This window comes from Bacteroides sp. AM32-11AC (assembly GCF_003603515.1).
GTDB classification, from domain to species: domain Bacteria; phylum Bacteroidota; class Bacteroidia; order Bacteroidales; family Bacteroidaceae; genus Bacteroides; species Bacteroides uniformis.
Genome location: NZ_QTNH01000015.1, coordinates 105,025 through 126,359, shown reverse-complemented (window position 1 = coordinate 126,359; position 21,335 = coordinate 105,025). Strand labels below are relative to the sequence as shown.

The window sequence follows — 21,335 nt, the reverse complement described above, 5'->3', positions numbered from 1 at the left end:
GTAGTTTCTACCATTCTGGGATTTATCCCTTTCATGATAGGCACGGAAAAGGAAGCTTTCTGGTTTCCATTGGCGGCAGGTACCATTGGAGGACTGGTGATGTCCGTCATCGGCATCTTCTTTTTTCTGCCGGTTTTTGTACTGAAACGGCGTGATGTGAAGAGTAACTATAAATGAGTATTTATAGTTTGTTCTATCGTGAAGTCTTCTGACTTGAATCCGCTGTAATACCTACCGGAGAAGGCAGTGAATTTTAAGACACAGTAGTCGGGATCGGTCACACCTTCGGGATAGTACATGGTGTCGCCTTCCCGCCATATCATCTCTTTACTGGCATTGTCTGTCAGAACCTCCATCGTGCCACGCAGCATTACACCCTTGAAGAAGCGTGCGTTGCAGACGTAAAGGCATGCGCGATTGTTCTTGAGGAACTGCGAAACGCGCATCGACGAGGTGTTTGTTGTCAGGTAGATGTGTTTGATTCCTTCCCTTTTGCGGGCTTGCAACATGGCCTTGATGTTTGGGAAACCTTCGGCATCCACGGAACCGATAAAGATGGTCTTTTCCTTGTCAATCATGTTCCCTACTGTTTTTTCTGCATCTCTCATTGTTTTGTTCTTTTTAATGGGTTTATTGTTCAGGGGACAAAGATAGCTGTCGAGCAGAGCTTTTATGCAATAAAAAACAAGGGGAAAATGTAACTTTTTACGGTTTCTTTGTTTTCCGATAGGTGAGGGGAGTCTGTCCTGTACATTGGCGGAAGCTACGTACAAAGTAGGAGACACTTGAGAAGTGAAGCTCAAAGGCGATTTCTGAAATGGGTAGGTCGGTGTGGGCAAGCAGGTGTTGGGCCTCATCCGTCAGCTTGTTAAGGATGTATTGCTTGGCGCTGATGTTCATGGATGAAGATACGATTTCATTCAGATAGTTGGGTGTGAGGCAGAGATTGTCGGCATAAAATTGTACGGAATGCTGTTCCCGAAAGTGCTTTTCAACCAGTTCGATAAATCGGCTGAGGTGGAAGCTGCTACTGTCTTTAAGGATTTCCTTGTCTGATTCCGGAGGAATAGAAGTGCGGTAGGCACGGTTGAGTAGCATGAGGGCCTCGTAAAGTAAGGCGCGCAATATGCCCGTATCGTGTGGGTGGAAGGAGTCGATTTCGCCCTTTATATTGTGCAGAAGTTGTAACATCCGTGAATAGAGTCCGTCTGGCAGATGAAGTTTGTTTGCCGTCTTTCCCATTCGGAAGAATGGAAGGTGTCGCACGAATAGTGGGTCTTTGAAAAAGGAGGTCAGAAAGGTATCTTCAAAGATTAAAGCATAACCATTGCCGATGCGGTCTGTATCCCAGCTACGTACTTCACCGGGCTTGGAGAAAAATACATCACCGGGAGTTGCTTGGTGTGTTCGGTTGCTGATGGTGAAGTTCCCTTCTCCTTCTGTAATGAAGGTGATGTCATAGTAAGTCAGAATATGTACGCTTCCCTTGGTCAAAAATTTCCGGGTATACTTCAGGTCGACGACATCTATCAGAAGTTCACTTCCGTATTTGGTCTTGTAGAAATTGTATCGGGGGATAACGCTTTTCATGGCTTAACATTGTATAACGGCAGTAAAGGTAGAGAAAAAGCAACTCTGTACAATAGCGAATGTGAAAATATTGGGTAAAGACCGGGAGTTTTGTTTATCTTTGCATCCGCAATTATCAATCGCTTTATAACGGTTGTCTGGAATTATCATATTATGAAACAGAAACGAATACCATTGGTGGGCGGACAATATCTTGTACCCTTCATTTTGATTACTTCTCTTTTCTTTTTGTGGGGATTTGCCCACGCCATCCTGAATGTACTTAACAAGCACTTCCAAGAGATACTGGACATTACGAAGGCGCATTCGGCTTTTATACAGATGATGATGTACATGGGTTACTTCATCATGGCTATTCCTGCAGGGCTTTTTATCAGCCGCTTCGGATACCGCCGGGGGGTGGTGTTCGGTCTGTTGCTTTATGGTATCGGTTCGTTGCTCTTCATTCCCGGACAGCACTATTTGTCCTTCAATCTTTTCTTGTTTGCACTGTTCGTGATAGGCTGTGGACTGACGTTTCTTGAAACCGCCGCCAATCCTTATGCCACTGAGTTGGGAGCAAAGGAGACTGCTGCCAGTCGCTTGAATTTTGCACAATCCTTCAATGGCTTAGGATGTATCTGCGCACCGGTTTTGGCCGGATTGCTGCTCTTCTCGAAGGATGGGCAGGCAGGGGCGGGCAATGTGGCGTTGCCCTACATCTGCATGGGGGTAGTAGTAGTGCTGGTTGCACTGGTTTTTTCAAGAATCAAGTTGCCCGAGATTGAACATAGCGTGGAGGTGGACGAAGCTGGTAATAAGGTAGGACTGTGGTCGCACCGGCTTTTTATTTTTGGATTGATAGCTTTGTTTGCCTATGAAGTCGGCGAGATTTCCATCAACAGCTTCTTCATCAACTACGTGGTGGAGCAGAATTGGATGAATGCCCGCGAAGCTTCCGTAGTGCTTTCTTTCGGTGGACTGGGATTATTTATGTTGGGACGTTTTGCCGGTAGCTGGATTATGGGACGTGTGCGTGCCGAGAAAATGTTGTTGGTGTGTGCTACGGGGACAGTAGTGACTACTTCGTTGGTACTGCTGAATGTAGGGATGATATCGCTTGCTGCTCTGTTGTGCGGATATGCGTTTGAGGCTATTATGTTTCCCACGATTTTTGCACTTTCCTTGCGCGGGCTGGGCAACCATACCAAGAGGGCTTCCTCTTTCCTGATGATGTCTCCCGTGGGAGGCGTGGTAGGTCCGCTGTTGATGGGACTGGTGGCAGACCATACGACGATGGTGTGGGCGTTCATCGTACCGCTGGTTGCCTATTGCGTGGTGTGGGCATATGCCCGCAAGATGGTGTCCGTCTCTACCGCTTCTTCAATATAGAAGGAAGCCTGCGACTCCGGCAAGGATTATCAGTAAGATAGGGTGGAGGTTCCACTTCCACGTCACGCCGAAAGCGGCTGCAAAGATAAGTATGCTTTTGTAATCTATGAAATTTTCCTTGTTCATCAGCAATAGGGCAGCAGCAGCTATCAATGATACGGACATGGGCAGCAGTCCCGACATTGCCGCCTTGATGTATTTGTTGTCCTTGCATTTCACGAAGAAGTAAGAGATGAGCAATACCAGGATGAACGAGGGAAGACATACTGCAATGGTGGTCACGACAGCTCCCCACACGCTTTGAGTAACTGCATAGCCCACATAGGTGGCACTGTTGATGCCTATCGGACCAGGCGTCATCTGCGAGATGGCCACTACGTCCGTGAATTGTTGCAGGGTGAGCCAGTGATGGTGGTCCACCACCTCATATTGGATGAGGGACAACATGGCGTAACCGCCTCCGAAACCGAACATTCCGATTTTTAGATATACCAATATCAGCTGCCAATAAATCATATCTGTAATTTTCTCAGTTTATCTTTTAACCATAATGTATAGAGCATTCCTCCTGCAATTCCTGCAAGGACAATGTATACGGGGGATAGCCCGAATTGCCAGATGAGTATGGTGGCGATGGCTGGAAGCACCAGTTGCCAATACTTCAGCTTCAGTGCCCGTGCAGCCGAAATGCAGGGTATCACAATCAGTGCGACTACTGCCGGACGGATACCGTTAAAGATGCGTATCATCACCTGGTTGTCCTGAAAATGAGCGAAGAACATGGCTATCAGCATCATGATGACAAAAGAGGGGAGGATTGTGGCAAGTGCACACACCAGGCTACCTTTTACTTTATGCAGCTTGTAGCCGACGAATATGGATATATTGACAGCAAAAACACCGGGAAGTGACTGGGTCAACGCAAACATTTCCATGAAATCTTCTTTACTCATCCATCTCTTTTTTACGATTTCCCGTTCAATGAGAGGTATCATAGCGTATCCGCCACCGATAGTGAACATTCCTATCTTGGCAAAGGTCATAAAAAGCAGTAAATATTTCATTATTTCTCTTCGGGTGACTTTCTTTTGCAAAGAAACCCAAATTAATCAACATATACAAATTAGGGGGATAATATTTATTTATTAATATTTTATATTACAGGGCTATATTCTTAAATCTATTTAAAAGGAGAATATTCCGTCGTAAATAAGCTTTATCTTTAACACGTAATTACAAATAATATAAATGTAGATATGATACAGATAGTGCAATTACATGGTACGGATAAAAAGCTGTACGAGCTTGTAGCCCCTTTGGTTATGAGCCCGGAAGTGCTGAAACAGAACTACAATTACCCTTTCCGGACATCGGAAGAGTACGAGTGGTTTGTTGCTCTGGATAATAAACATGTTGTAGGTTTTGTGCCGGTGGAGCACAAGAAGTATGAATGTGTCATCAACAACTATTATATTAAGGAAAGGAATGTTGACACGCTAAAATTGCTTCTGGAAAAGGTACTTGAGAAGCAGGGCGAGGAGAGTAGTCTGACGGCTGTTAGCTTTGTTGAAGATAGGGATGTCTTCAGCGAGCTGGGCTTTTTGGAAGACAAGGTATGGACCCGTTATGTGAAAATGAAGAAAAACAGATAATTATGGCTACACCCAAAAATGTGTATGAACTGGCGCAAGAACGTCTTGATGTGATTTTTAGGGAATTTGACACGATATGCGTCTCTTTTTCGGGAGGAAAAGATAGTGGAGTGTTGCTGAATTTGTGCATAGACTATATCCGCCGGAACCGGCTGAACCGTAAACTGTGTGTATTCCATATGGACTATGAGATACAGTACAGCATGACCATTGATTATGTGGACCGGGTATTGGAGGCGAATAAGGATATATTGGAGGTGTATCGTGTTTGTGTGCCTTTCCGTGTAACGACTTGTACGTCGATGTACCAGAGTTACTGGCGTCCGTGGCAGGAGGATTTGGAGGACATTTGGGTAAGGAAGATGCCGAAAGGCTGCCTCACTAAAGAGACGTTTCCTTTCTACACTCCCGAAATGTGGGATTATGAGTTCCAGATGCACTTTGCCAAATGGCTGCATGAGAAGAAGGATGGAGTGCGTGCCTGCTTTCTCATAGGCATCCGTACGCAAGAGAGTTTTAACCGCTGGCGCAGCATCCATCTGAACCGGAAGTATCAGATGTACCACAATTACCGCTGGACCTCGAAGATAGGCAATGACATTTTCAATGCTTATCCCATTTATGATTGGAAGACGACGGATATCTGGACGGCCAATGGCAAATTCGGCTTTGACTATAACCATTTGTATGACCTATATTATAAAGCCGGAGTCAATATCGAACGCCAGCGTGTGGCAAGCCCTTTTCTTTGTGAGGCACAAGAGAGCCTGAAGCTGTATCGTGTCATCGACCCGAATACTTGGGGAAGAATGATAGGGCGGGTCAACGGGGTGAACTTTACCGGTATTTACGGAGGGACGCGTGCTATGGGGTGGCAGACGGTCCGACTGCCCGAAGGGTATACGTGGAAAGGCTTTATGCAGTTCCTGCTTTCCACCTTGCCGGAAGAGACCCGGAGGAACTACTTGAAAAAGCTTACCGTCAGCATTGAATTCTGGCGTACAAAAGGGGGCTGTCTGGCTGACGAGACCATCCAGAAGCTGAGGGATGCAGGAGTGTCCATTGAAGTGATAAATACCACGAATTACAAGACAAACAAGAAGCCGGTGCGCATGGATTATCTGGATGATATTGACATCGCGGAATTCCGGGAAATTCCCACTTATAAGCGGATGTGCATATGCATCCTGAAGAATGACCATGCCTGCAAGTACATGGGTTTTGCCTTGAACAAGGAAGAGGCATACAAAAGAGACAAGATAATGGAACAATTCAAAAATATGATGTTATGAGCGTAGATAAAAGTCCGGTATATAATGTAAAGGCAATTCCAATAGAGAAAATACAAGCAAACGATTACAATCCGAATGTAGTGGCACCGCCCGAAATGAAGCTTCTGGAGCTTTCCATCTGGGAAGATGGTTTCACCATGCCTTGTGTCTGTTACTATGATGAGGAAGAGGATAACTACATCCTGGTGGACGGTTACCACCGTTATCAGGTGTTGAAGACATCCAAAAGAATTTATCAGCGCGAAAACGGGTTGCTTCCCGTGGTCGTGATTGACAAGGAACTTTCCAACCGTATGGCGTCCACTATCCGTCATAATCGTGCCCGTGGTACGCATAATATCGAGTTGATGTGCCATATTGTTGCGGAATTGGACAGAGCCGGTATGTCTGATGAATGGATAATGAAGAATATCGGAATGGATCGCGACGAAGTGTTGCGTTTAAAGCAAATTTCGGGTCTGGCAGACTTGTTTGCGAACAAGAACTTCAGCATTCCGGATAAGAAAGAAGAGTATGTGGCGGATAAATAAATGAATATTTCAGGGGTGGATTTTTTAATCTGCCTCTTTATATTCATTAACAAGTGAAATATTTCGTTGCAAACTTGCATAATTTAGTCAAATCGCCTACATTTGTCAGCATCAAAACAAACAGAATAGGTCCTATGTGCTTTAAGGCACTATAAAAAACATTACATGAAGAAAATTTTGGTTAGTGGCGGTGCTGGTTTTATAGGTTCTCATCTTTGTACCCGATTGATAAACGACGGGCATCAGGTGATTTGTCTGGATAATCTTTTCACCGGTTCGGAAGGAAATATCACTCATCTGAAGAGCAATCCCCGCTTTGAATTTGTACTGCATGATGTGGAAACCCCTTATGAGGCAGATGTGGACGAAATCTATAATCTGGCTTGTCCTGCTTCTCCCATCCACTACCAATATGATGCCATTAAAACCATCAAGACTTCTGTATTGGGCGCCATCAATATGCTGGGACTGGCCAAAAAGACGAATGCCAAGATATTGCAGGCTTCTACCAGCGAAGTGTACGGTGACCCCGTTATTCATCCCCAAGTGGAAAGTTATTGGGGAAATGTAAATCCAATTGGCCTCCGTTCTTGTTATGATGAAGGGAAGCGTTGTGCCGAGACATTGTTTATGGATTATCACCGCCAGAATGGAGTGCGGATCAAGATTATCCGTATATTCAATACGTACGGTCCTCGGATGTTGCCGAATGACGGACGGGTGGTTTCCAATTTCGTGGTTCAAGCATTGCAGAACCAGGATATTACGATATACGGTTCGGGTAATCAGACGCGAAGTTTCCAATATGTAGATGACTGTATAGAAGGTATGGTGCGGATGATGAACACGGAGGACGATTTTATCGGTCCGGTAAACTTGGGAAATCCGAATGAATTCTCCATATTGGAACTGGCAGAAAAGGTCATTAGGCTGACGAATTCCAAGTCGAAACTGATTTTCAAGCCACTGCCTCATGACGATCCCAAACAGCGTCAGCCGGACATCACTCTGGCAAAGGAAAAGTTGGGCTGGGAACCGACTATAGAGCTGGAAGAGGGTTTACAGTATATAATAGAGTATTTTAAGGAATATCGTTCCTAACTAAATAGTAATTTTGATAACGGGAAAAACAATATAGAAAGATGAACATGGAAATAAATCCTTCCGAGTACAAGATCCTCATCGTTGACGATGTGATGTCAAACGTTTTATTGTTGAAAGTGCTTTTGACAAACGAGAAATTCGCAATTGCTACTGCGAGTAACGGGCGGCAGGCGTTGGAGCAGGTGGAAAAGGAAAATCCTGACTTGGTTTTGCTTGATGTAATGATGCCGGACATGAGTGGTTTTGAAGTAGCTCAACATTTAAAGTCAAATCCGCAGACTGCTGAGATTCCGATCATCTTTCTGACTGCACTGAATAGTACGGCAGATATTGTGAAAGGTTTTCAAGTAGGAGCGAATGATTTCATCTCCAAGCCTTTCAATAAGGAGGAACTGATTATCCGGGTTACCCACCAAATATCTTTGGTAGCTGCCAAGCGGCTGATTTTGAGTAAAACGGAAGAACTGCAACGTACCATTGCCGGGCGTGACAAGCTTTATTCGGTGATTGCCCATGACCTGCGCTCTCCTATGGGTTCCATAAAGATGGTGCTGAACATGCTGATACTGAACTTACCGGCTGAGAAAATAGGTATCGAAATGTACGAGCTTCTGACGATGGCCAATCAGACAACAGAGGATGTGTTCTCGTTGCTGGATAACCTGCTGAAATGGACAAAGAGTCAAATCGGTAAGTTGAACGTGGTTTATCAGGATGTGGACCTCGTCGAAGTGACAGACGGTGTCATTGAGATTTTCAGTATGGTGGCAAGCCTGAAGAAGATAAGAATCCACGAGATGAAACCGGAAAAAATGATGGTCAACGCTGATATTGACATGCTGAAGACAGTGGTCCGTAACTTGTTGAGTAATGCCATTAAGTTCAGTAAGGAGAACTCAGAGGTACTGGTGAAGATGGAGGAAGTAGATGGTATGGCAGTTGTCAGCGTCCAGGATTATGGCTGTGGCATCAGCGAGGAGGGGCAGAAGAAGTTGTTGCATACTGATACGCATTTCAGCACGTTCGGCACGAACAACGAAGAAGGCTCGGGACTGGGCTTGTTGCTATGCAAGGATTTTGTCGTGAAGAATGGCGGTAAACTGTGGTTTACTTCCAAGGAAGGCGAAGGCTCCATATTCAGCTTCTCTATTCCGGTGAAGAAGTGATAACGAAGAAAATAGAACGGATGGTCCGTTGAAGTAAAACAGACCATCCGTCAGACTCAAATAGACCGTCTGTTACGGTCGTGCAGACCATCTGTTTCTTATGAACGGATGGTCTGTTTTTTTATCTCTTACACAGACTGCGGAAATCGCAATATTCACATTTCCGGGTATCCTCTGTTTGGCTGAATGTTTCTTCTTGGCTGAATATCTCCTGCAGGAGTCCGTGCAGCCGTTCGCGAAACTCGTCTTCGAAGAAAGCGAAGTTGTTGACCGGTACCTTGGGTTGTCGCGGCGCTCCCATTTCGATGACCGGGGAGTAGCTTTCGGAAGCTGCCCGGTGGATGTAAAGTAGGGAAGGGGCTACCTTCAGCGATTGCTTGCGGCAGAGGATGGCGGCGTACAGAAACGTCTGGAAAATATAGTTGGGACGGTTGTCGGCGGGAGTAAACAGTTGTTCTATATTTTCAGGAGTCTTGGGAGTACCGCCTGTCTTGTAGTCCACGATACGTAGCGTGTCTCCTTTGCTGTCCAGGCGGTCGATGGTACCGCCTATCTGTAAGGCAAGCTTTCCTTGCGGAGTATCTATTTCCATCATTTCTCTGACGTCCTGTTCCATACCCTCCATACGGAACGGGGCATATTGCAGGTCATTGCGCAGAAGCTGGCGCAGGTAAGAGGCAATGACTTTGGAATGGATAAGCTGCGTACCGTTATATTCCGGTTGCTCCGTAAGGGGCACATGGAAGAACTTTTCTTTAAAAGCATTGTCCACATAGGCTTGCAGGCGGACATCGTCTTTCAGTAACTGTTCCAGGTCTTCTTTACGTATTTCCCGTCCGTTGGTTGTCAGTTCGTTGTACACCAGTTCGGCAGAACGGTGGAAGATGGTGCCGAAGAGGGCGGAGTCTATTTCGGCGCTTACTTCATCGAGAGCCTTCAGGCCGGCTACGTATCGGTAGTAGAATTTCAGCCGGCAGTCCAGATAGGCATTGAGGGCAGAGGGGGAGAAGAACGCTTTGGGACGTCGGTGGATGTCGTAGGCGTCGAACATCTGTTGCAACATCTCCGGTGTCTTGTGAATCTCAATTTCCAGGGCTTGTTGTGGAGATTGTCCGGCTTCAAGGTACTCAAGGGAGATGTTGTGCGGCGACTCTACCAGGAATTGCAGCATGAAGCGGGACATCTCCCCGCGGTTCAGTCCGTCCGAAGAGATGTTATATAATAAGGTGACGTTTTCTGCCCGTTGGATGAGGCGGTAGAAGTAGTAGGCATAGACGGCATTCTTGTGTTCTATGGTGGTCATGCCGAAGGCCTTCCTCAGGTTGTAGGGAATGAAGGAGGAGTCGCCTCCGGCTTTGGGCAATTGCCCTTCGTTGAGGGAGAGCATGATGAGGTTGCGGAAATCGAGGTTACGCGTTTCCAGCACCCCCATTACTTGCATGCCGATGGCGGGTTCTCCGTGGAAGGGAATGTTGGCAGAGGTAAGCAAGCGGTTCAGCAGTCGCTTCAGCGTGTCTGTGCGCACACCACTCAATTCGCCGGTCTCTATCAGGCTGAGCAGGCGGTTGACGAGGGTGTAGCTTTTGAACAGAGACTCGCGGTACAGCTGGTTGAAGATGTCTTCCACGTCTTTTTCCTGGCGGTAGAGGACGGCCACTTCGCGAAGCAGTTCGGTGAGGTAGCTGCATAGGGCGGCGATGCCGTTCTGTGGTGTAAAGACTTGTTCAAGGAATGCGTCCTGCTTCAGCTCCGAGGGAAGGGGATAGAAGCGGTTGTTCCGGGTAAGCTGTTTTTCCAGTGTTTCGGCATTGGGGGAAAGTTGCCGGGTGTAAGGGTGTTTCAGCAGCGTGATTACGGTTTCGTAGATGTATCGTCCGGTACCTGCATGGTAGCCGGTAGTCTGTAGCTCTACAAGGGCGTTGATAAAACTGTACACCGGAGTTTGGGCAAGGGGAAATCCCATTGTGATGTTGACGTTCTTTACCTCTGCCGGAATGGAGTGGAGGACGGGAAGCAGTAGGGATTCGTTGCAAAGGACAACGGCAGTGTCTTTGAATGAAGAAGGGGTTCTTAATTCTTCATTCCCCCTAATCCATTGCGGCAAGTAGCGGGCTTGTGCATTTTCGGTAGAAGCGGAGATAAAGCGTACGTTCTTGGGTTTCCGCAGTACATCAAAAGAAGTTTCGGGCAGTTGGTTGGGAAACAGCTTTAGGTTGCGGAGGATGAATTCGCCTGCTTCGTGGGTATAGGGCGGCTTTTGCTCAAGGGGAAGACGGGTGTAGAACACGTCGTAATCCCAATAGAACATTGCTTTCCCGGCATCCTGCAAGAGCTGGAAGAAACGGGTTTCTACTCTATTTAGCACGTTGAAGCCGACAAATACATAGCGGTCGTAGCGCAGTCGGTCGGTGTCGAGTTGCTCCATGACATTGCGGTACATCATGCCTTCGTAGGCGATGCCCAGTTCTGTAAGATTGCGGCGGTAGTGGCGGTAGATGTCGCCCAGTTTATCCCAGAGGGAGATGAATTTGGCTTTCAGCTCCGTGCGCTTTTCTATGGAAAAGTTCTGGAAGAACTGGCGGATGGCTTCTTCTTGTTCTTGGTCGAGGAAGTCGTAATTGTCCATAATGTTCTTCAGTTCTTGCAGGTTGCTGAAGAGTTTGTCGGCATCTACAAGGTTTTTGTCTACGTCATCGAAATCGCTGATGAGCAGTTCTCCCCAGAAGTAGAAGTCATCCAGAGTTTCTTCGCTGCGGGTCTCTTCGCGGAATACCTTATACAATTCGCATACCAGACGGATAGGGTCACCGGACTTCAATGGAGAGAGTTGCCGGAACAGTTCGCTGATGCTGACGTAGGCAGGCGACCACAAAGGGCGGTCCGTTTCAGTTGCCAGATATTCGTTGAAGAACAGACTGGCACGTTTGTTGGGGAAAACGATGGCGGTGCGCGAGAGGTCGTTTCCTATTTTGGCGTAAAGGTCGCGGGCGACCAGTTGGAGGAATGTTTCCATGATTTAGTTGATAATTGATAATTAATAGTGGATGGGGAGTGAGTTATACCGGTTCTATGTTGTTCTCCTCTACATACCACAAGTAACCCCGTATATTTTCTGCGACATACCCCATGCGGACCAGCAGTTGCATGTATCCCTGCACCTGCTTGTTGTACTTCTTGTTTGGCTTTCCGAACTTGAAGTCCACCACTACGATTTCTTCGCCACGCATCATCACGCGGTCCGGGCGGCGTGTCCGCAGTTCACCGTTTTCCTGCCAGATGATGTCGCATTCATTGAATAGCTGCCACGTTCCTGAATACCAGTCCTTGACTTGAGGCAGGGAGAAAGCGCGTTGGGTGAGATTGCGTATTTCTTCTTCCGTCTCACTCCGTCCAATCACACCTTCAAAGACGAGCTGGCTGATGGCATTGTCAATGTCTTTTTCCGTTTCGATGGCAGAGAATAGGGTATGCAGCAAACGTCCCCGGTTGATGAAGCGCTGGCTGGACTCTGCTTCGTCCACTCCTGCTATGAAGTCTGCCGAACGGTTGGATTGCCGGAACTCGATGTCGTGGAGCATGCTCTCCATGTGGACGGGCAGTTTGACCGGCTTTTGCGAAAGTCTGTTGACTGGTTGCTGTTCGTAAACCTCAGGTTTACGTTCGCAGTATAGAGGTTTCTGTTCGTAGTATAGAGGTTTAGCTTCGTCGTTAGCAGGGTTGTCTGCGTCATGCTGTGAGACGGGGACGGGGGAAGGGCAAATCTTGCCGTTCTCATATATGGAAGCCTCTTCGTCCCAACTGCCTGCTCCGTCTTTGGCTATGTGGGGCAGGGTGTTGGCAAGGAGTTCGGATATGGTTCCCTTCTGTTCCTTCCGGCTCCAGAGGATGAGGTTCTTGCCGGCACGGGTAAAGGCCACGTACAGCAGATTCAGATTGTCTACCCACAGCTGAAGACGTTCGTGCAGATAGTCCTGCCGATATATGGATTCCGCCATGGTGGTGGAATAGTTCACCGGTACTAAGCTGATGGCATTATAAGGCTCTTCCGGTGGGGCGCACCACACCAGCTGGTTGTTGGTTTCGTTCTCTAGCTTCCAGTCGCAGAAGGGAATCAGTACGGTATGGAATTCCAGTCCTTTGGACTTGTGGATGGAGAGGATGCGTATGCCGTCCATCTCACCGCTGGGGATGGTTTTGCTGCAAAGGGTTTCGTCCCAGTAGCGGATGAAGCTGGCCAGTTCGGAAGAATTGCTTTGCAGATACTCCGTCACAGCATCGAAGAAGGAGAAGAGGTAGGCATCCTGCTTTTCAATGCGGCTCATGCCGAAGATGCTGAACAGTTCTTCCAGTAACTCATACAAAGGCATCAGGCGCAGCGTTTCCCGTCGGGAGGTAAAGGCTTCGGGAAGGGGAGTGGCTGTTGTGAATTTCGGTTGCTCGTCATTTGTCATTTGTAATTTGTAATTCTCCATCAGTGCAGCCTCCGCAATCCTGTTCTCCGGATTCGATAGGCAGCGCAGGGCATCCATCAGCATGCAGATGGCAAGGGAGGCATCCAGACGGAAAGCTTCGTCGGACACGACAGAGAGATGCAGTTCTTTGTCGAAATAGTCGGCTATCGGTGGGATATTCTTGTTCTTGCGGACAAGGATGGTGATGTCATTCAGTGTTACGCCCTCTTCCAGTAGCCGCTGTACTTCTTCTCCTAAGGCGAGAAGGGTCTGCTCTGTATAGTTGTGTTCATCGTCCGGTTCAAGGAAGGCAGCTTTTACGTAGCCGTACTCCGTGTTCTTGGGCGATTCCTGCACTACGTCGGCATAAGCGCGTTTTAGGGGTAGGCAGTCCTCTTTCAGTTCGTTCAGGTGTAGCGCATTGAGGTAGTCTATGGCAGCGGTAAATACTTGGTTGTTGAAACGGATAATGTTAGTTTCGCTACGTCGGTTTGTTTTTAGGGTTTCCACACGGACGGGGAAGTTGTTTAATGGAGAACTTGATTCTCTATTCTCCATTTTCAATTCTTCATTGCCTAAACTATTCAGTATTCCCCAGTCCCCGTTCCGCCAGCGGTAGATGGACTGCTTCACATCTCCCACAATCAGACTGTCGGCTCCTTGCGAAAGTCCTTCGAGCAGCAGCAGGCGGAAGTTGTCCCATTGCATGCGGCTGGTGTCCTGGAACTCGTCAATCATGACGTTGCGTATGTTGGCGCCGATTTTCTCGAAGACGAACGAAGAGTCACCCTCGCGCACCAGTTTGTGCAGTAGGGCGTTGGTATCCGAGAGCAGAAAGCGGTTGTGCTCCCGGTTTAGCGTGCGTACCTCTTCGTCGATATGATTGAGAAGTTGCAGTTTGTTGAGGTGCTGGAGCGAGAGGCGGCAACTGTTCAAGGTACGGTTGCGTTGCGGACGCATTCTTTCGGCTTCCTGCAGTAGAGGCATCAGGCTGGTTTCTGCCAGACAGATGATGTCGTCCTTCCGTGAGGATGTTTTCGTTGCCCAGTTTTTTGCATCTGCCAAGCTGTTTTGCAGGGTGGCGTTCAGCACATCCTTGTCAGACAGTCTGCCGTCGCGCAGTTTGCGGAAGTAACTGCCGATGCCTCGGGCACCTCCTTTCAAGTCTTCGGGAGTGAGGGCATGCCCTTCCAGTTCGCCTTCAAACTGGTCGTAGAAACTTTTCATCTGTTCCAGAGCCTCGGTTTCCATATCGCGCAGCACATCCCGGTAGAGTTTCAACGTGTTCGGAGTACGAAGGCATTGCCGTAGTTTTTCGCCGCGTTCTATGTAGCTTTCATCGAAGATGTTTCGTCCGAAACTTTTCACCTCATTCGATACGTTCCAGCGTTTGTCGTCGCGGATGCGCTCGTCGATGTAGTCCAGGAGCCATGCCAGCACGGGAGAAGTGGGGGTAAGCTTCTCGATGAGGCTGTCTACGGCATCACTCAGCACTTCACTGTTGTTCAGCTCTATGTTCAGGTTAGGACTCAGTTCCAGTTCGCGGGCAAGGTTGCGCATCACAGATTGAAAAAAGGAGTCGATGGTTTCCACGCGGAAACGGCTGTAGTCATGCAGCATGTATTGCAGTGCCATGCCGGCCCGTTGACGAATCTCCCCGTCCGTCAATCTGTCCCCGCCTTCTTCTTTAATTTTTAATTTATAATTTTTAATTCTCTCCAAGTATGCTTCGGAAGAAGGTGCTCCCTTCCAGATACCGTAAAGCTGTGTCAGTATGCGCTCCTTCATCTCTGCCGTAGCCTTGTTGGTGAAGGTTACGGCAAGTATCTGCCGGTAGGCGCGTGGATTGATTATCAAATGCTTGATGTATTCCACAGCCAGCGTAAAGGTCTTGCCTGAGCCGGCAGAGGCTTTGTATACTAATAATTCCATGTAAATTGCTGCATTGAGTATGTATCTGCAAACGTACACAAAAATAATGAGAAAAATAAATGCTTCCCTGCTTTCTCTTATAGAAAGAAGTGGGAAGCATCCATTATTGAGGGGCTATGTGTAGGGGCTGTGCTACATTACCGGCGTCTGGAAAAGAAATACAAATCCTTTGCTGTCTTTCAAATCCTTTATGGCATCTCCGGCATAGATTTCTCCGTTTGTCAGTGAGAGTTTCTTGATTCCTGCATTCGGGCTAAAATCGATTTTCTTCAGGTCGAGCCAGAACAAGTTAGGGGTCAGTGTGGACTCAAAATAATATACTTTGTTCTTCTGGTCGGATACAGAACGCCAACGGGTGGAGGAGATATGGGGCTTGTCCGGTGTGGTGATACCGAACGGTACAGAAACATTGCGCATTACGCTCAATACACTGGATACAGCAATCTTTGCATCCGCTGTTTGCGGAATGGCATTGATGTAGAACGATGCGCGTACAAAGCGGTCACTGGAGCGGTTGGTTCCCGGCAACATATTCAGTCCGCCTACCTCTTTCCAATAGTCGTTGATAGCCAGCTGGAGTTCATATTTGGGAGAGTTGGTCATTACTTGATACTGCTTGCCTTCATGTATCTCAAGGTTTCCGTCTATGTATTCCAGGACAGCCGTGTTTCCGGTTTCATCTGTGATGGCCAGATGCAGGGTGGAAGCGGCTCCGTTGGGCAGGTCTGGTGCATCAATGCGGAAGGATTCTTTTTTCAGTTCATCCACAGCTTCGCGTACGGTTGCAAAATTGTCGAGTACGTATTGCGTCCAGATACTGATGCCCATAATCGGGCGGTTGTCTCCCGGGCGGTGGTAAACGGACTCCGGAAGGAAGAGCAGGCTGGCAACCAGACCTTTCTCGTTCATACCGTCGCAGGTACCTATGTCATAACCGGCGGCAATGACGCTACCGTACTTGGAAGTCCAGTTCACTGCATTCCCTTTGTTGTAGCCTGCCCTTTGCATGCCTCGTGGGAATACATAGATGTTACTCATAAGGTCTTCTTTCCAGTCCATCGTACGTCCTGTAATGACTGTATTGTCAGGACCGATGTAGGTGGCTCGGGTACACGCTTCTGTTTGTTGCACACTCATGGAGGCTATGGCAGCCAGTGCAACAGCTATTGTCTTTATTGGTTTATTCATCTCGCTTTTGTCTTTATGAATTAATACTCTGTTTCATAGAATAACAAAAGGAGGGGAGTATAGTTTGAGAAAAAGAGGTGAAATCCCTTACTCGTCTTTTTCTTTCAGCAATTCCTCCATCTTCAGCACCTCGTCCCGATACTGTGCGGCTTCGATAAAATCGAGTTTCTTGGCAGCCTCCTGCATAAGCTTCTTGGTACGTTCGATACTCTTTTCCAGTTGCTTGCGGCTCATGTACTGTACTATAGGGTCGGCAGCCATCGTAGATGTACTTTCTTGTTCCACATAGGGGCGGGGAGTGCTGGAAGTGAACTTCTCGCTGCTGAGGACGGCTTCGCCGGAAGCCTCGTTGGTGGCAAACACATTGAGGTTCTTCGCTTTCTTGATTTGCTGTGGCGTGATGCCGTGCTCTTCGTTGTACTTCAACTGCTTCTCGCGACGGCGGTTGGTCTCGTCGATGGTCAGTTGCATGCTGTCCGTTATCTTGTCGGCATACATGATGACCATGCCGTTCACGTTACGGGCGGCACGTCCGGCTGTCTGTGTCAGTGAGCGGTGGGAACGAAGGAAACCTTCCTTGTCTGCATCGAGAATGGCAACGAGAGAGACTTCAGGCAGGTCGAGTCCTTCACGCAGCAGGTTGACACCGACAAGTACATCGTAAACGCCCTCGCGCAAGTCACCCATAATCTTCACACGTTCCAAAGTGTCTACGTCGCTGTGGATATAATTACACTTCACGTTGTTGTTCAGCAGATATTCCGTCAGTTCTTCAGCCATTCGTTTGGTGAGGGTGGTGACGAGGGTACGCTCGTTCTTCTCGATGCGCAGCTGTATCTCTTCCATCAGGTCGTCTATCTGGTTGTGGCTAGGACGTACCTGGATGATAGGGTCCAAGAGCCCGGTCGGACGGATGACCTGCTCTACTACGATGCCTTCGGATTTCATCAGTTCGTAATCTGCCGGTGTGGCGCTGACGTAAATCACTTGTTTGGCCATCTCTTCGAATTCATCGAATTTCAGCGGGCGGTTGTCCATGGCTGCCGGCAGCCGGAATCCGTACTCCACCAGGTTTATCTTGCGGGCGCGGTCACCTCCGTACATGGCACGTATCTGCGGGACGCTGACGTGGCTTTCGTCAATGACTATCAGGAAATCTTCGGGAAAGAAGTCCAGCAGGCAGTAGGGGCGGGTACCGGCAGCACGCCCGTCAAAGTAGCGCGAATAATTCTCAATGCCGGAGCAATGTCCCAATTCGCGTATCATTTCCATATCGTAGGTCACCCGTTCCTGCAAGCGTTTGGCTTCGAATGGGCGACCTTCGTTTTCAAACCATTGCACCTGCTTGTGAAGGTCGTCCTCTATTTCGTGGATGGCACGCAACGTGGCTTCTTTGGTGGTCATGAAGAGGTTGGCGGGATAAATCTTATAAGCGTCGAACTTGGCAACAGTTACGCCGCTCAGAGGGTCTACCTCTTCAATGCTGTCCACCTCGTCTCCCCAAAAGGTGACGCGCAGCAGGTTGTCGGCGTAAGCCAGATAAATGTCCACCGTATCGCCTTTCACGCGGAAATTGCCGCGGTTCAGGTCAATGTCGTTGCGTACGTAAAGACTGTCCACCAGGCATCGCAGGAAGACATTGCGACTGAAATTCTTGCCTTGCTGTACTTCAATGACGTTGTTGTAGAAGTCTGCCGGATTCCCCATGCCGTATATGCACGAAACGGAGGATACCACCACTACATCTTTCCTGCCCGAAAGCAGGGCGGAGGTGGCGGCAAGGCGCAACTTGTCTATCTCGTCGTTGATGGCGAGGTCTTTTTCTATATAGGTGTCCGATGATGGCAGGTAGGCTTCGGGCTGATAGTAGTCGTAGTAGGACACATAGTATTCTACGGCATTGTTCGGGAAGAATCCCTTGAACTCGCTGTACAACTGGGCAGCCAGCGTCTTGTTGTGGCTCAATATCAGCGTTGGCTTGTTGATGTTGGCAATGACGTTGGCTATGGTGAATGTCTTTCCGGACCCGGTGACACCAAGTAATGTTTGTGCAGGAAGTCCCTCATGCACGCCCTCGGTCAGCTGTGCGATGGCTTCCGGCTGGTCACCGGTAGGTTGGTAGGCGGATGTCAGTTCGAATTTGTTCATTTTCTCTTCTTAGAAGCGGCAATATTCGGTAAAATCTTTGAGATAAACAAAATTTTTTTGTTTACTTTGCAGCTATATTGATAACAACCATTAATAATTGTAATACAACGAAGAACATGATTTGGAATGAAAGCATCGAATGCATGGATCGCGAAAGCCTTCGTAAAATCCAGAGCATTCGTCTCAAAAAGACTGTGGAGCGTGTGTATCATGACACTCCTTTTTATCGTAAGAAAATGCAGGAACTGGGAGTTACTCCCGATGACATAAACAGTATAGATGATATTGTAAAACTGCCTTTTACTACCAAGTACGACTTGCGGGACAATTATCCCTTCGGCCTCTGTGCCGTACCTATGAGCCAGATTGTGCGTATTCATGCCTCTTCCGGCACAACCGGAAAACCCACTGTGGTAGGCTATACCCGAAAAGACCTTTCAGCATGGTCCGAATGCCTTTCACGGGCCTTTACCGCCTATGGTGCCGGTAGCTCGGATATTTTCCAGGTGTCCTACGGTTACGGACTTTTTACCGGCGGACTGGGTGCGCATGCCGGTGCCGAGAATATCGGCGCTTCCGTCATCCCGATGTCCAGCGGCAATACGGAGAAGCAGATTACACTGATGCATGATTTCGGTTCTACCGTACTTTGCTGCACGCCCTCATACGCCCTCTATCTGGCAGATGCCATCAAAGACTCCGGTCTTCCCCGTGAAGAGTTTAAGTTGAAAGTGGGAGCCTTCGGCGCCGAGCCGTGGACCGAAAGTATGCGTCGGGATATTGAAACCAAGCTGGGTATCAAGGCATTTGATATTTATGGGCTTAGTGAGATTGCCGGCCCCGGTGTAGGTTACGAATGCGAGTGCCAGCACGGTACCCACCTCAATGAAGACCATTACTTCCCCGAGATTGTAGACCCGAAGACCCTCGAACCGGTTGCCCCTGGAGAAACCGGCGAATTGGTGTTCACTCACCTTACCAAAGAGGGGATGCCGCTGTTGCGCTACCGTACCAAGGACCTCACCGCCCTGCACTACGATAAGTGCTCCTGCGGACGTACACTGGTTCGTATGGACCGCATCTTGGGACGTAGTGATGACATGCTGATTATCCGTGGTGTCAACGTGTTCCCCACGCAGATAGAGTCCGTTATCCTCGAAATGCCGGAGTTCGAGCCTCACTACCTCTTGCTGGTAGACCGCAAGAACAATACCGACACCATGGAGTTGCAGGTTGAGGTTCGTCCCGAATACTATTCCGATGAAATCAACAAGATGCTGGCTCTGAAGAAGAAGCTTGTGACCCGCCTGCAGAGCGTACTCGGTCTCGGCGTAGATGTCCGTTTGGTAGAACCGCGCAGTATTGAGCGCAGCGTAGGCAAAGCCAAGCGCGTCATCGACAACCGCAAATTGTAAATCGCCAAATTGTACATGGTAAATCGTAAATCGTCAAATAGTAAATAAACCTATGGTAGCAAAACAACTTTCCATTTTTCTGGAGAACAAGTCCGGTCGCCTCACAGAGGTGACTGAAGTTCTTGCAAAAGAAGGTGTCAACCTTTCTGCTCTATGTATTGCAGAGAATGCCGATTTCGGTATCCTTCGTGGCATTGTTTCCGAACCGGATAAAGCATATAAGGCTTTGAAAAATAATCACTTCGCTGTGAACGTAACGGATGTGGTAGGCATCAGTTGTCCCAATATCCCCGGCTCATTGGCGAAAGTGCTCCGTTTCCTCTCCGATGAAGGTGTCTTCATCGAGTACATGTATTCCTTTGCCAATGGTGAAACGGCCAATGTCATCATCCGTCCCAACGACATGGATAACTGTATCCGTGTATTGACAGAAAAAAAGGTCGATTTGCTGGCGGCAAGCGAACTCTATAAACTGTGAAAACGAAGGATTAGGGAGGAAGGATTAGGAATGAGGGCTATGCAGTTGATAGCACAGTCACTAATCCCTAATCCTTCACCATTCATCCCTAATTCCTGCCCGTTCGTCTGGTTTTTGAAAAATTAAGGCTCGTATCGTTGCTTTATTCGATGCGAACCTCTATCTTTGCGCATTATTTGAACAAAAGTAATGAAGAAGAACATCCTAATAACTCTGCTTGCAGCATTGCTGCTCTCCTCGTGTGGAGAATACAACAAATTGCTGAAAAGCACAGATTACGAATACAAGTACGAAGCGGCAAAAAATTACTTCGCAAAAGGCCAGTACAACCGTGCTGCTACTTTGCTCAATGAATTGATTGCCATTCTCAAAGGTACTGATAAGGCGGAGGAATCCCTCTATATGCTGGGCATGAGTTACTATAACCAAAAGGATTATCAGACTGCTGCGCAGACTTTCATTCAATACTACAACGTTTATCCCCGCGGCACATTCACTGAACTGGCACGTTTCCATGCCGGTAAAGCTCTATATTTGGATACTCCGGAGCCGCGTTTGGACCAATCCGGTACGTATAGTGCCATCCAGCAGTTGCAGATGTTTATGGAATACTTCCCGCAAAGTTCCAAGAAAGAAGAAGCGCAGAACATGATATTTGCCTTGCAGGACAAGCTGGTGATGAAGGAGTATCTGTCTGCAAAACTTTATTATAATATGGGTAATTATCTGGGCAACAACTATCAGGCTTGCGTTATCACTGCGCAGAATGCTTTGAAGGATTATCCCTATACCAACCTACGTGAAGATTTATCCATTCTTATCTTGCGTGCCAAGTATGAGTTGGCTGTGTATAGTGTGGAAGATAGAAGAGCCGAACGTTACCGTGAAGCGGTGGATGAATGTTATGCCTTTAAAAACGAATTCCCTGAAAGCAAGTATACGAAGGAAGCCGACCGAATCTTCAAGGAGTCACAGAAAATGCTGGGCGAGGGAGGCGAAGAACAAGAGTAATTAGTAA

At 48.0% G+C, this 21,335-nt stretch carries 17 protein-coding genes; 9 read left to right on the top strand and 8 right to left on the bottom strand.

All coding sequences use genetic code 11. The features are described 5' to 3' along the window. Positions 1-167: 167 nt before the first annotated feature. Complete coding sequence (locus tag DW800_RS16070; RefSeq protein ID WP_016273562.1) at positions 168-608, bottom strand: pyridoxamine 5'-phosphate oxidase family protein; 441 nt, start codon at positions 606-608, stop codon at positions 168-170. Between the two features lie 97 nt (positions 609-705). Further along, complete coding sequence (locus DW800_RS16065; RefSeq protein ID WP_016273563.1) at positions 706-1,590, bottom strand: AraC family transcriptional regulator; 885 nt, start codon at positions 1,588-1,590, stop codon at positions 706-708. 153 nt (positions 1,591-1,743) lie between these two features. Between DW800_RS16065 and DW800_RS16060 the strand changes: the two genes are divergently transcribed. Next, positions 1,744-2,961 (top strand): sugar MFS transporter, encoded by a 1,218-nt coding sequence (locus DW800_RS16060; protein ID WP_035457971.1) that lies wholly within the window; start codon positions 1,744-1,746, stop codon positions 2,959-2,961. Here the strand turns inward: DW800_RS16060 and DW800_RS16055 are convergent. Both DW800_RS16055 and DW800_RS16050 read right to left on the bottom strand, forming a co-directional pair. Next, the gene (locus tag DW800_RS16055; RefSeq protein ID WP_005825387.1) at positions 2,953-3,477 is read right to left on the bottom strand and encodes a chromate transporter; all 525 of its coding nucleotides are present in this window, start codon (positions 3,475-3,477) and stop codon (positions 2,953-2,955) included. The genes DW800_RS16060 and DW800_RS16055 overlap by 9 nt on opposite strands. After that, positions 3,474-4,025: a chromate transporter gene (locus DW800_RS16050; protein WP_005825383.1), complete on the bottom strand. Its 552-nt coding sequence runs from the start codon at positions 4,023-4,025 to the stop codon at positions 3,474-3,476. The genes DW800_RS16055 and DW800_RS16050 overlap by 4 nt, the downstream gene beginning before the upstream one ends. 192 nt (positions 4,026-4,217) lie before the next feature. Between DW800_RS16050 and DW800_RS16045 the strand changes: the two genes are divergently transcribed. The 5 genes from DW800_RS16045 (at position 4,218) to DW800_RS16025 (ending at position 8,705) form a co-directional block, all read left to right on the top strand. Then, on the top strand, positions 4,218-4,613 hold the full coding sequence (locus DW800_RS16045) for a hypothetical protein (RefSeq protein ID WP_005825381.1): 396 nt from the start codon (positions 4,218-4,220) through the stop codon (positions 4,611-4,613). A 2-nt stretch (positions 4,614-4,615) separates the two neighbouring features. After that, positions 4,616-5,905: a DUF3440 domain-containing protein gene (locus tag DW800_RS16040; protein WP_008663311.1), complete on the top strand. Its 1,290-nt coding sequence runs from the start codon at positions 4,616-4,618 to the stop codon at positions 5,903-5,905. Continuing rightward, positions 5,902-6,435: an IbrB-like domain-containing protein gene (locus DW800_RS16035; RefSeq protein WP_016273566.1), complete on the top strand. Its 534-nt coding sequence runs from the start codon at positions 5,902-5,904 to the stop codon at positions 6,433-6,435. Before DW800_RS16040 ends, DW800_RS16035 begins: the two co-directional genes overlap by 4 nt. Positions 6,436-6,600: 165 nt before the next feature. Further along, positions 6,601-7,536 carry a UDP-glucuronic acid decarboxylase family protein gene (locus DW800_RS16030; protein ID WP_005825375.1) on the top strand — a complete coding sequence of 312 codons (936 nt, stop codon included), beginning with the start codon at positions 6,601-6,603 and terminating at the stop codon, positions 7,534-7,536. Between the two features lie 41 nt (positions 7,537-7,577). After that, on the top strand, positions 7,578-8,705 hold the full coding sequence (locus DW800_RS16025; RefSeq protein WP_119958200.1) for a response regulator: 1,128 nt from the start codon (positions 7,578-7,580) through the stop codon (positions 8,703-8,705). A 121-nt stretch (positions 8,706-8,826) separates the two neighbouring features. Here DW800_RS16025 and DW800_RS16020 read toward each other — a convergent pair whose 3' ends face one another. The 4 genes from DW800_RS16020 to uvrB all read right to left on the bottom strand — a co-directional run bounded on the left by DW800_RS16020 (position 8,827) and on the right by uvrB (position 18,424). After that, a complete protein-coding gene (locus DW800_RS16020; RefSeq protein WP_119958199.1) occupies positions 8,827-11,718 on the bottom strand; it encodes a PD-(D/E)XK nuclease family protein in 2,892 nt (963 codons plus the stop codon). A gap of 43 nt (positions 11,719-11,761) precedes the next feature. After that, complete coding sequence (locus DW800_RS16015) at positions 11,762-15,088, bottom strand: UvrD-helicase domain-containing protein (protein WP_119958198.1); 3,327 nt, start codon at positions 15,086-15,088, stop codon at positions 11,762-11,764. A 132-nt stretch (positions 15,089-15,220) separates the two neighbouring features. Beyond that, a complete protein-coding gene (locus DW800_RS16010) occupies positions 15,221-16,276 on the bottom strand; it encodes a linear amide C-N hydrolase (protein ID WP_117703939.1) in 1,056 nt (351 codons plus the stop codon). Positions 16,277-16,363: 87 nt separating this feature from the next. Continuing rightward, positions 16,364-18,424 (bottom strand): excinuclease ABC subunit UvrB, encoded by a 2,061-nt coding sequence (uvrB, locus tag DW800_RS16005; protein ID WP_057281199.1) that lies wholly within the window; start codon positions 18,422-18,424, stop codon positions 16,364-16,366. Positions 18,425-18,540: 116 nt separating this feature from the next. Here uvrB and DW800_RS15995 point away from each other — a divergent pair, with 116 nt between their 5' ends. The 3 genes from DW800_RS15995 (at position 18,541) to DW800_RS15985 (ending at position 21,328) form a co-directional block, all read left to right on the top strand. Then, a complete protein-coding gene (locus DW800_RS15995) occupies positions 18,541-19,839 on the top strand; it encodes a phenylacetate--CoA ligase family protein (RefSeq protein ID WP_005836573.1) in 1,299 nt (432 codons plus the stop codon). A 52-nt stretch (positions 19,840-19,891) separates the two neighbouring features. Then, a complete protein-coding gene (locus DW800_RS15990; protein WP_061411883.1) occupies positions 19,892-20,317 on the top strand; it encodes an amino acid-binding protein in 426 nt (141 codons plus the stop codon). 189 nt (positions 20,318-20,506) lie between these two features. Beyond that, on the top strand, positions 20,507-21,328 hold the full coding sequence (locus tag DW800_RS15985; protein ID WP_005836575.1) for an outer membrane protein assembly factor BamD: 822 nt from the start codon (positions 20,507-20,509) through the stop codon (positions 21,326-21,328). Positions 21,329-21,335: the final 7 nt, after the last annotated feature.

What these genes read in the sequence shown, in the direction of transcription:
- DW800_RS16070 (WP_016273562.1), bottom strand. Translation starts at nt 608, where the DNA reads ATGAGAGATGCAGAAAAAACAGTAGGGAACATGATTGACAAGGAAAAG.
- DW800_RS16065 (WP_016273563.1), bottom strand. Translation starts at nt 1,590, where the DNA reads ATGAAAAGCGTTATCCCCCGATACAATTTCTACAAGACCAAATACGGA.
- DW800_RS16060 (WP_035457971.1), top strand. Translation starts at nt 1,744, where the DNA reads ATGAAACAGAAACGAATACCATTGGTGGGCGGACAATATCTTGTACCC.
- DW800_RS16055 (WP_005825387.1), bottom strand. Translation starts at nt 3,477, where the DNA reads ATGATTTATTGGCAGCTGATATTGGTATATCTAAAAATCGGAATGTTC.
- DW800_RS16050 (WP_005825383.1), bottom strand. Translation starts at nt 4,025, where the DNA reads ATGAAATATTTACTGCTTTTTATGACCTTTGCCAAGATAGGAATGTTC.
- DW800_RS16045 (WP_005825381.1), top strand. Translation starts at nt 4,218, where the DNA reads ATGATACAGATAGTGCAATTACATGGTACGGATAAAAAGCTGTACGAG.
- DW800_RS16040 (WP_008663311.1), top strand. Translation starts at nt 4,616, where the DNA reads ATGGCTACACCCAAAAATGTGTATGAACTGGCGCAAGAACGTCTTGAT.
- DW800_RS16035 (WP_016273566.1), top strand. Translation starts at nt 5,902, where the DNA reads ATGAGCGTAGATAAAAGTCCGGTATATAATGTAAAGGCAATTCCAATA.
- DW800_RS16030 (WP_005825375.1), top strand. Translation starts at nt 6,601, where the DNA reads ATGAAGAAAATTTTGGTTAGTGGCGGTGCTGGTTTTATAGGTTCTCAT.
- DW800_RS16025 (WP_119958200.1), top strand. Translation starts at nt 7,578, where the DNA reads ATGAACATGGAAATAAATCCTTCCGAGTACAAGATCCTCATCGTTGAC.
- DW800_RS16020 (WP_119958199.1), bottom strand. Translation starts at nt 11,718, where the DNA reads ATGGAAACATTCCTCCAACTGGTCGCCCGCGACCTTTACGCCAAAATA.
- DW800_RS16015 (WP_119958198.1), bottom strand. Translation starts at nt 15,088, where the DNA reads ATGGAATTATTAGTATACAAAGCCTCTGCCGGCTCAGGCAAGACCTTT.
- DW800_RS16010 (WP_117703939.1), bottom strand. Translation starts at nt 16,276, where the DNA reads ATGAATAAACCAATAAAGACAATAGCTGTTGCACTGGCTGCCATAGCC.
- uvrB (WP_057281199.1), bottom strand. Translation starts at nt 18,424, where the DNA reads ATGAACAAATTCGAACTGACATCCGCCTACCAACCTACCGGTGACCAG.
- DW800_RS15995 (WP_005836573.1), top strand. Translation starts at nt 18,541, where the DNA reads ATGATTTGGAATGAAAGCATCGAATGCATGGATCGCGAAAGCCTTCGT.
- DW800_RS15990 (WP_061411883.1), top strand. Translation starts at nt 19,892, where the DNA reads ATGGTAGCAAAACAACTTTCCATTTTTCTGGAGAACAAGTCCGGTCGC.
- DW800_RS15985 (WP_005836575.1), top strand. Translation starts at nt 20,507, where the DNA reads ATGAAGAAGAACATCCTAATAACTCTGCTTGCAGCATTGCTGCTCTCC.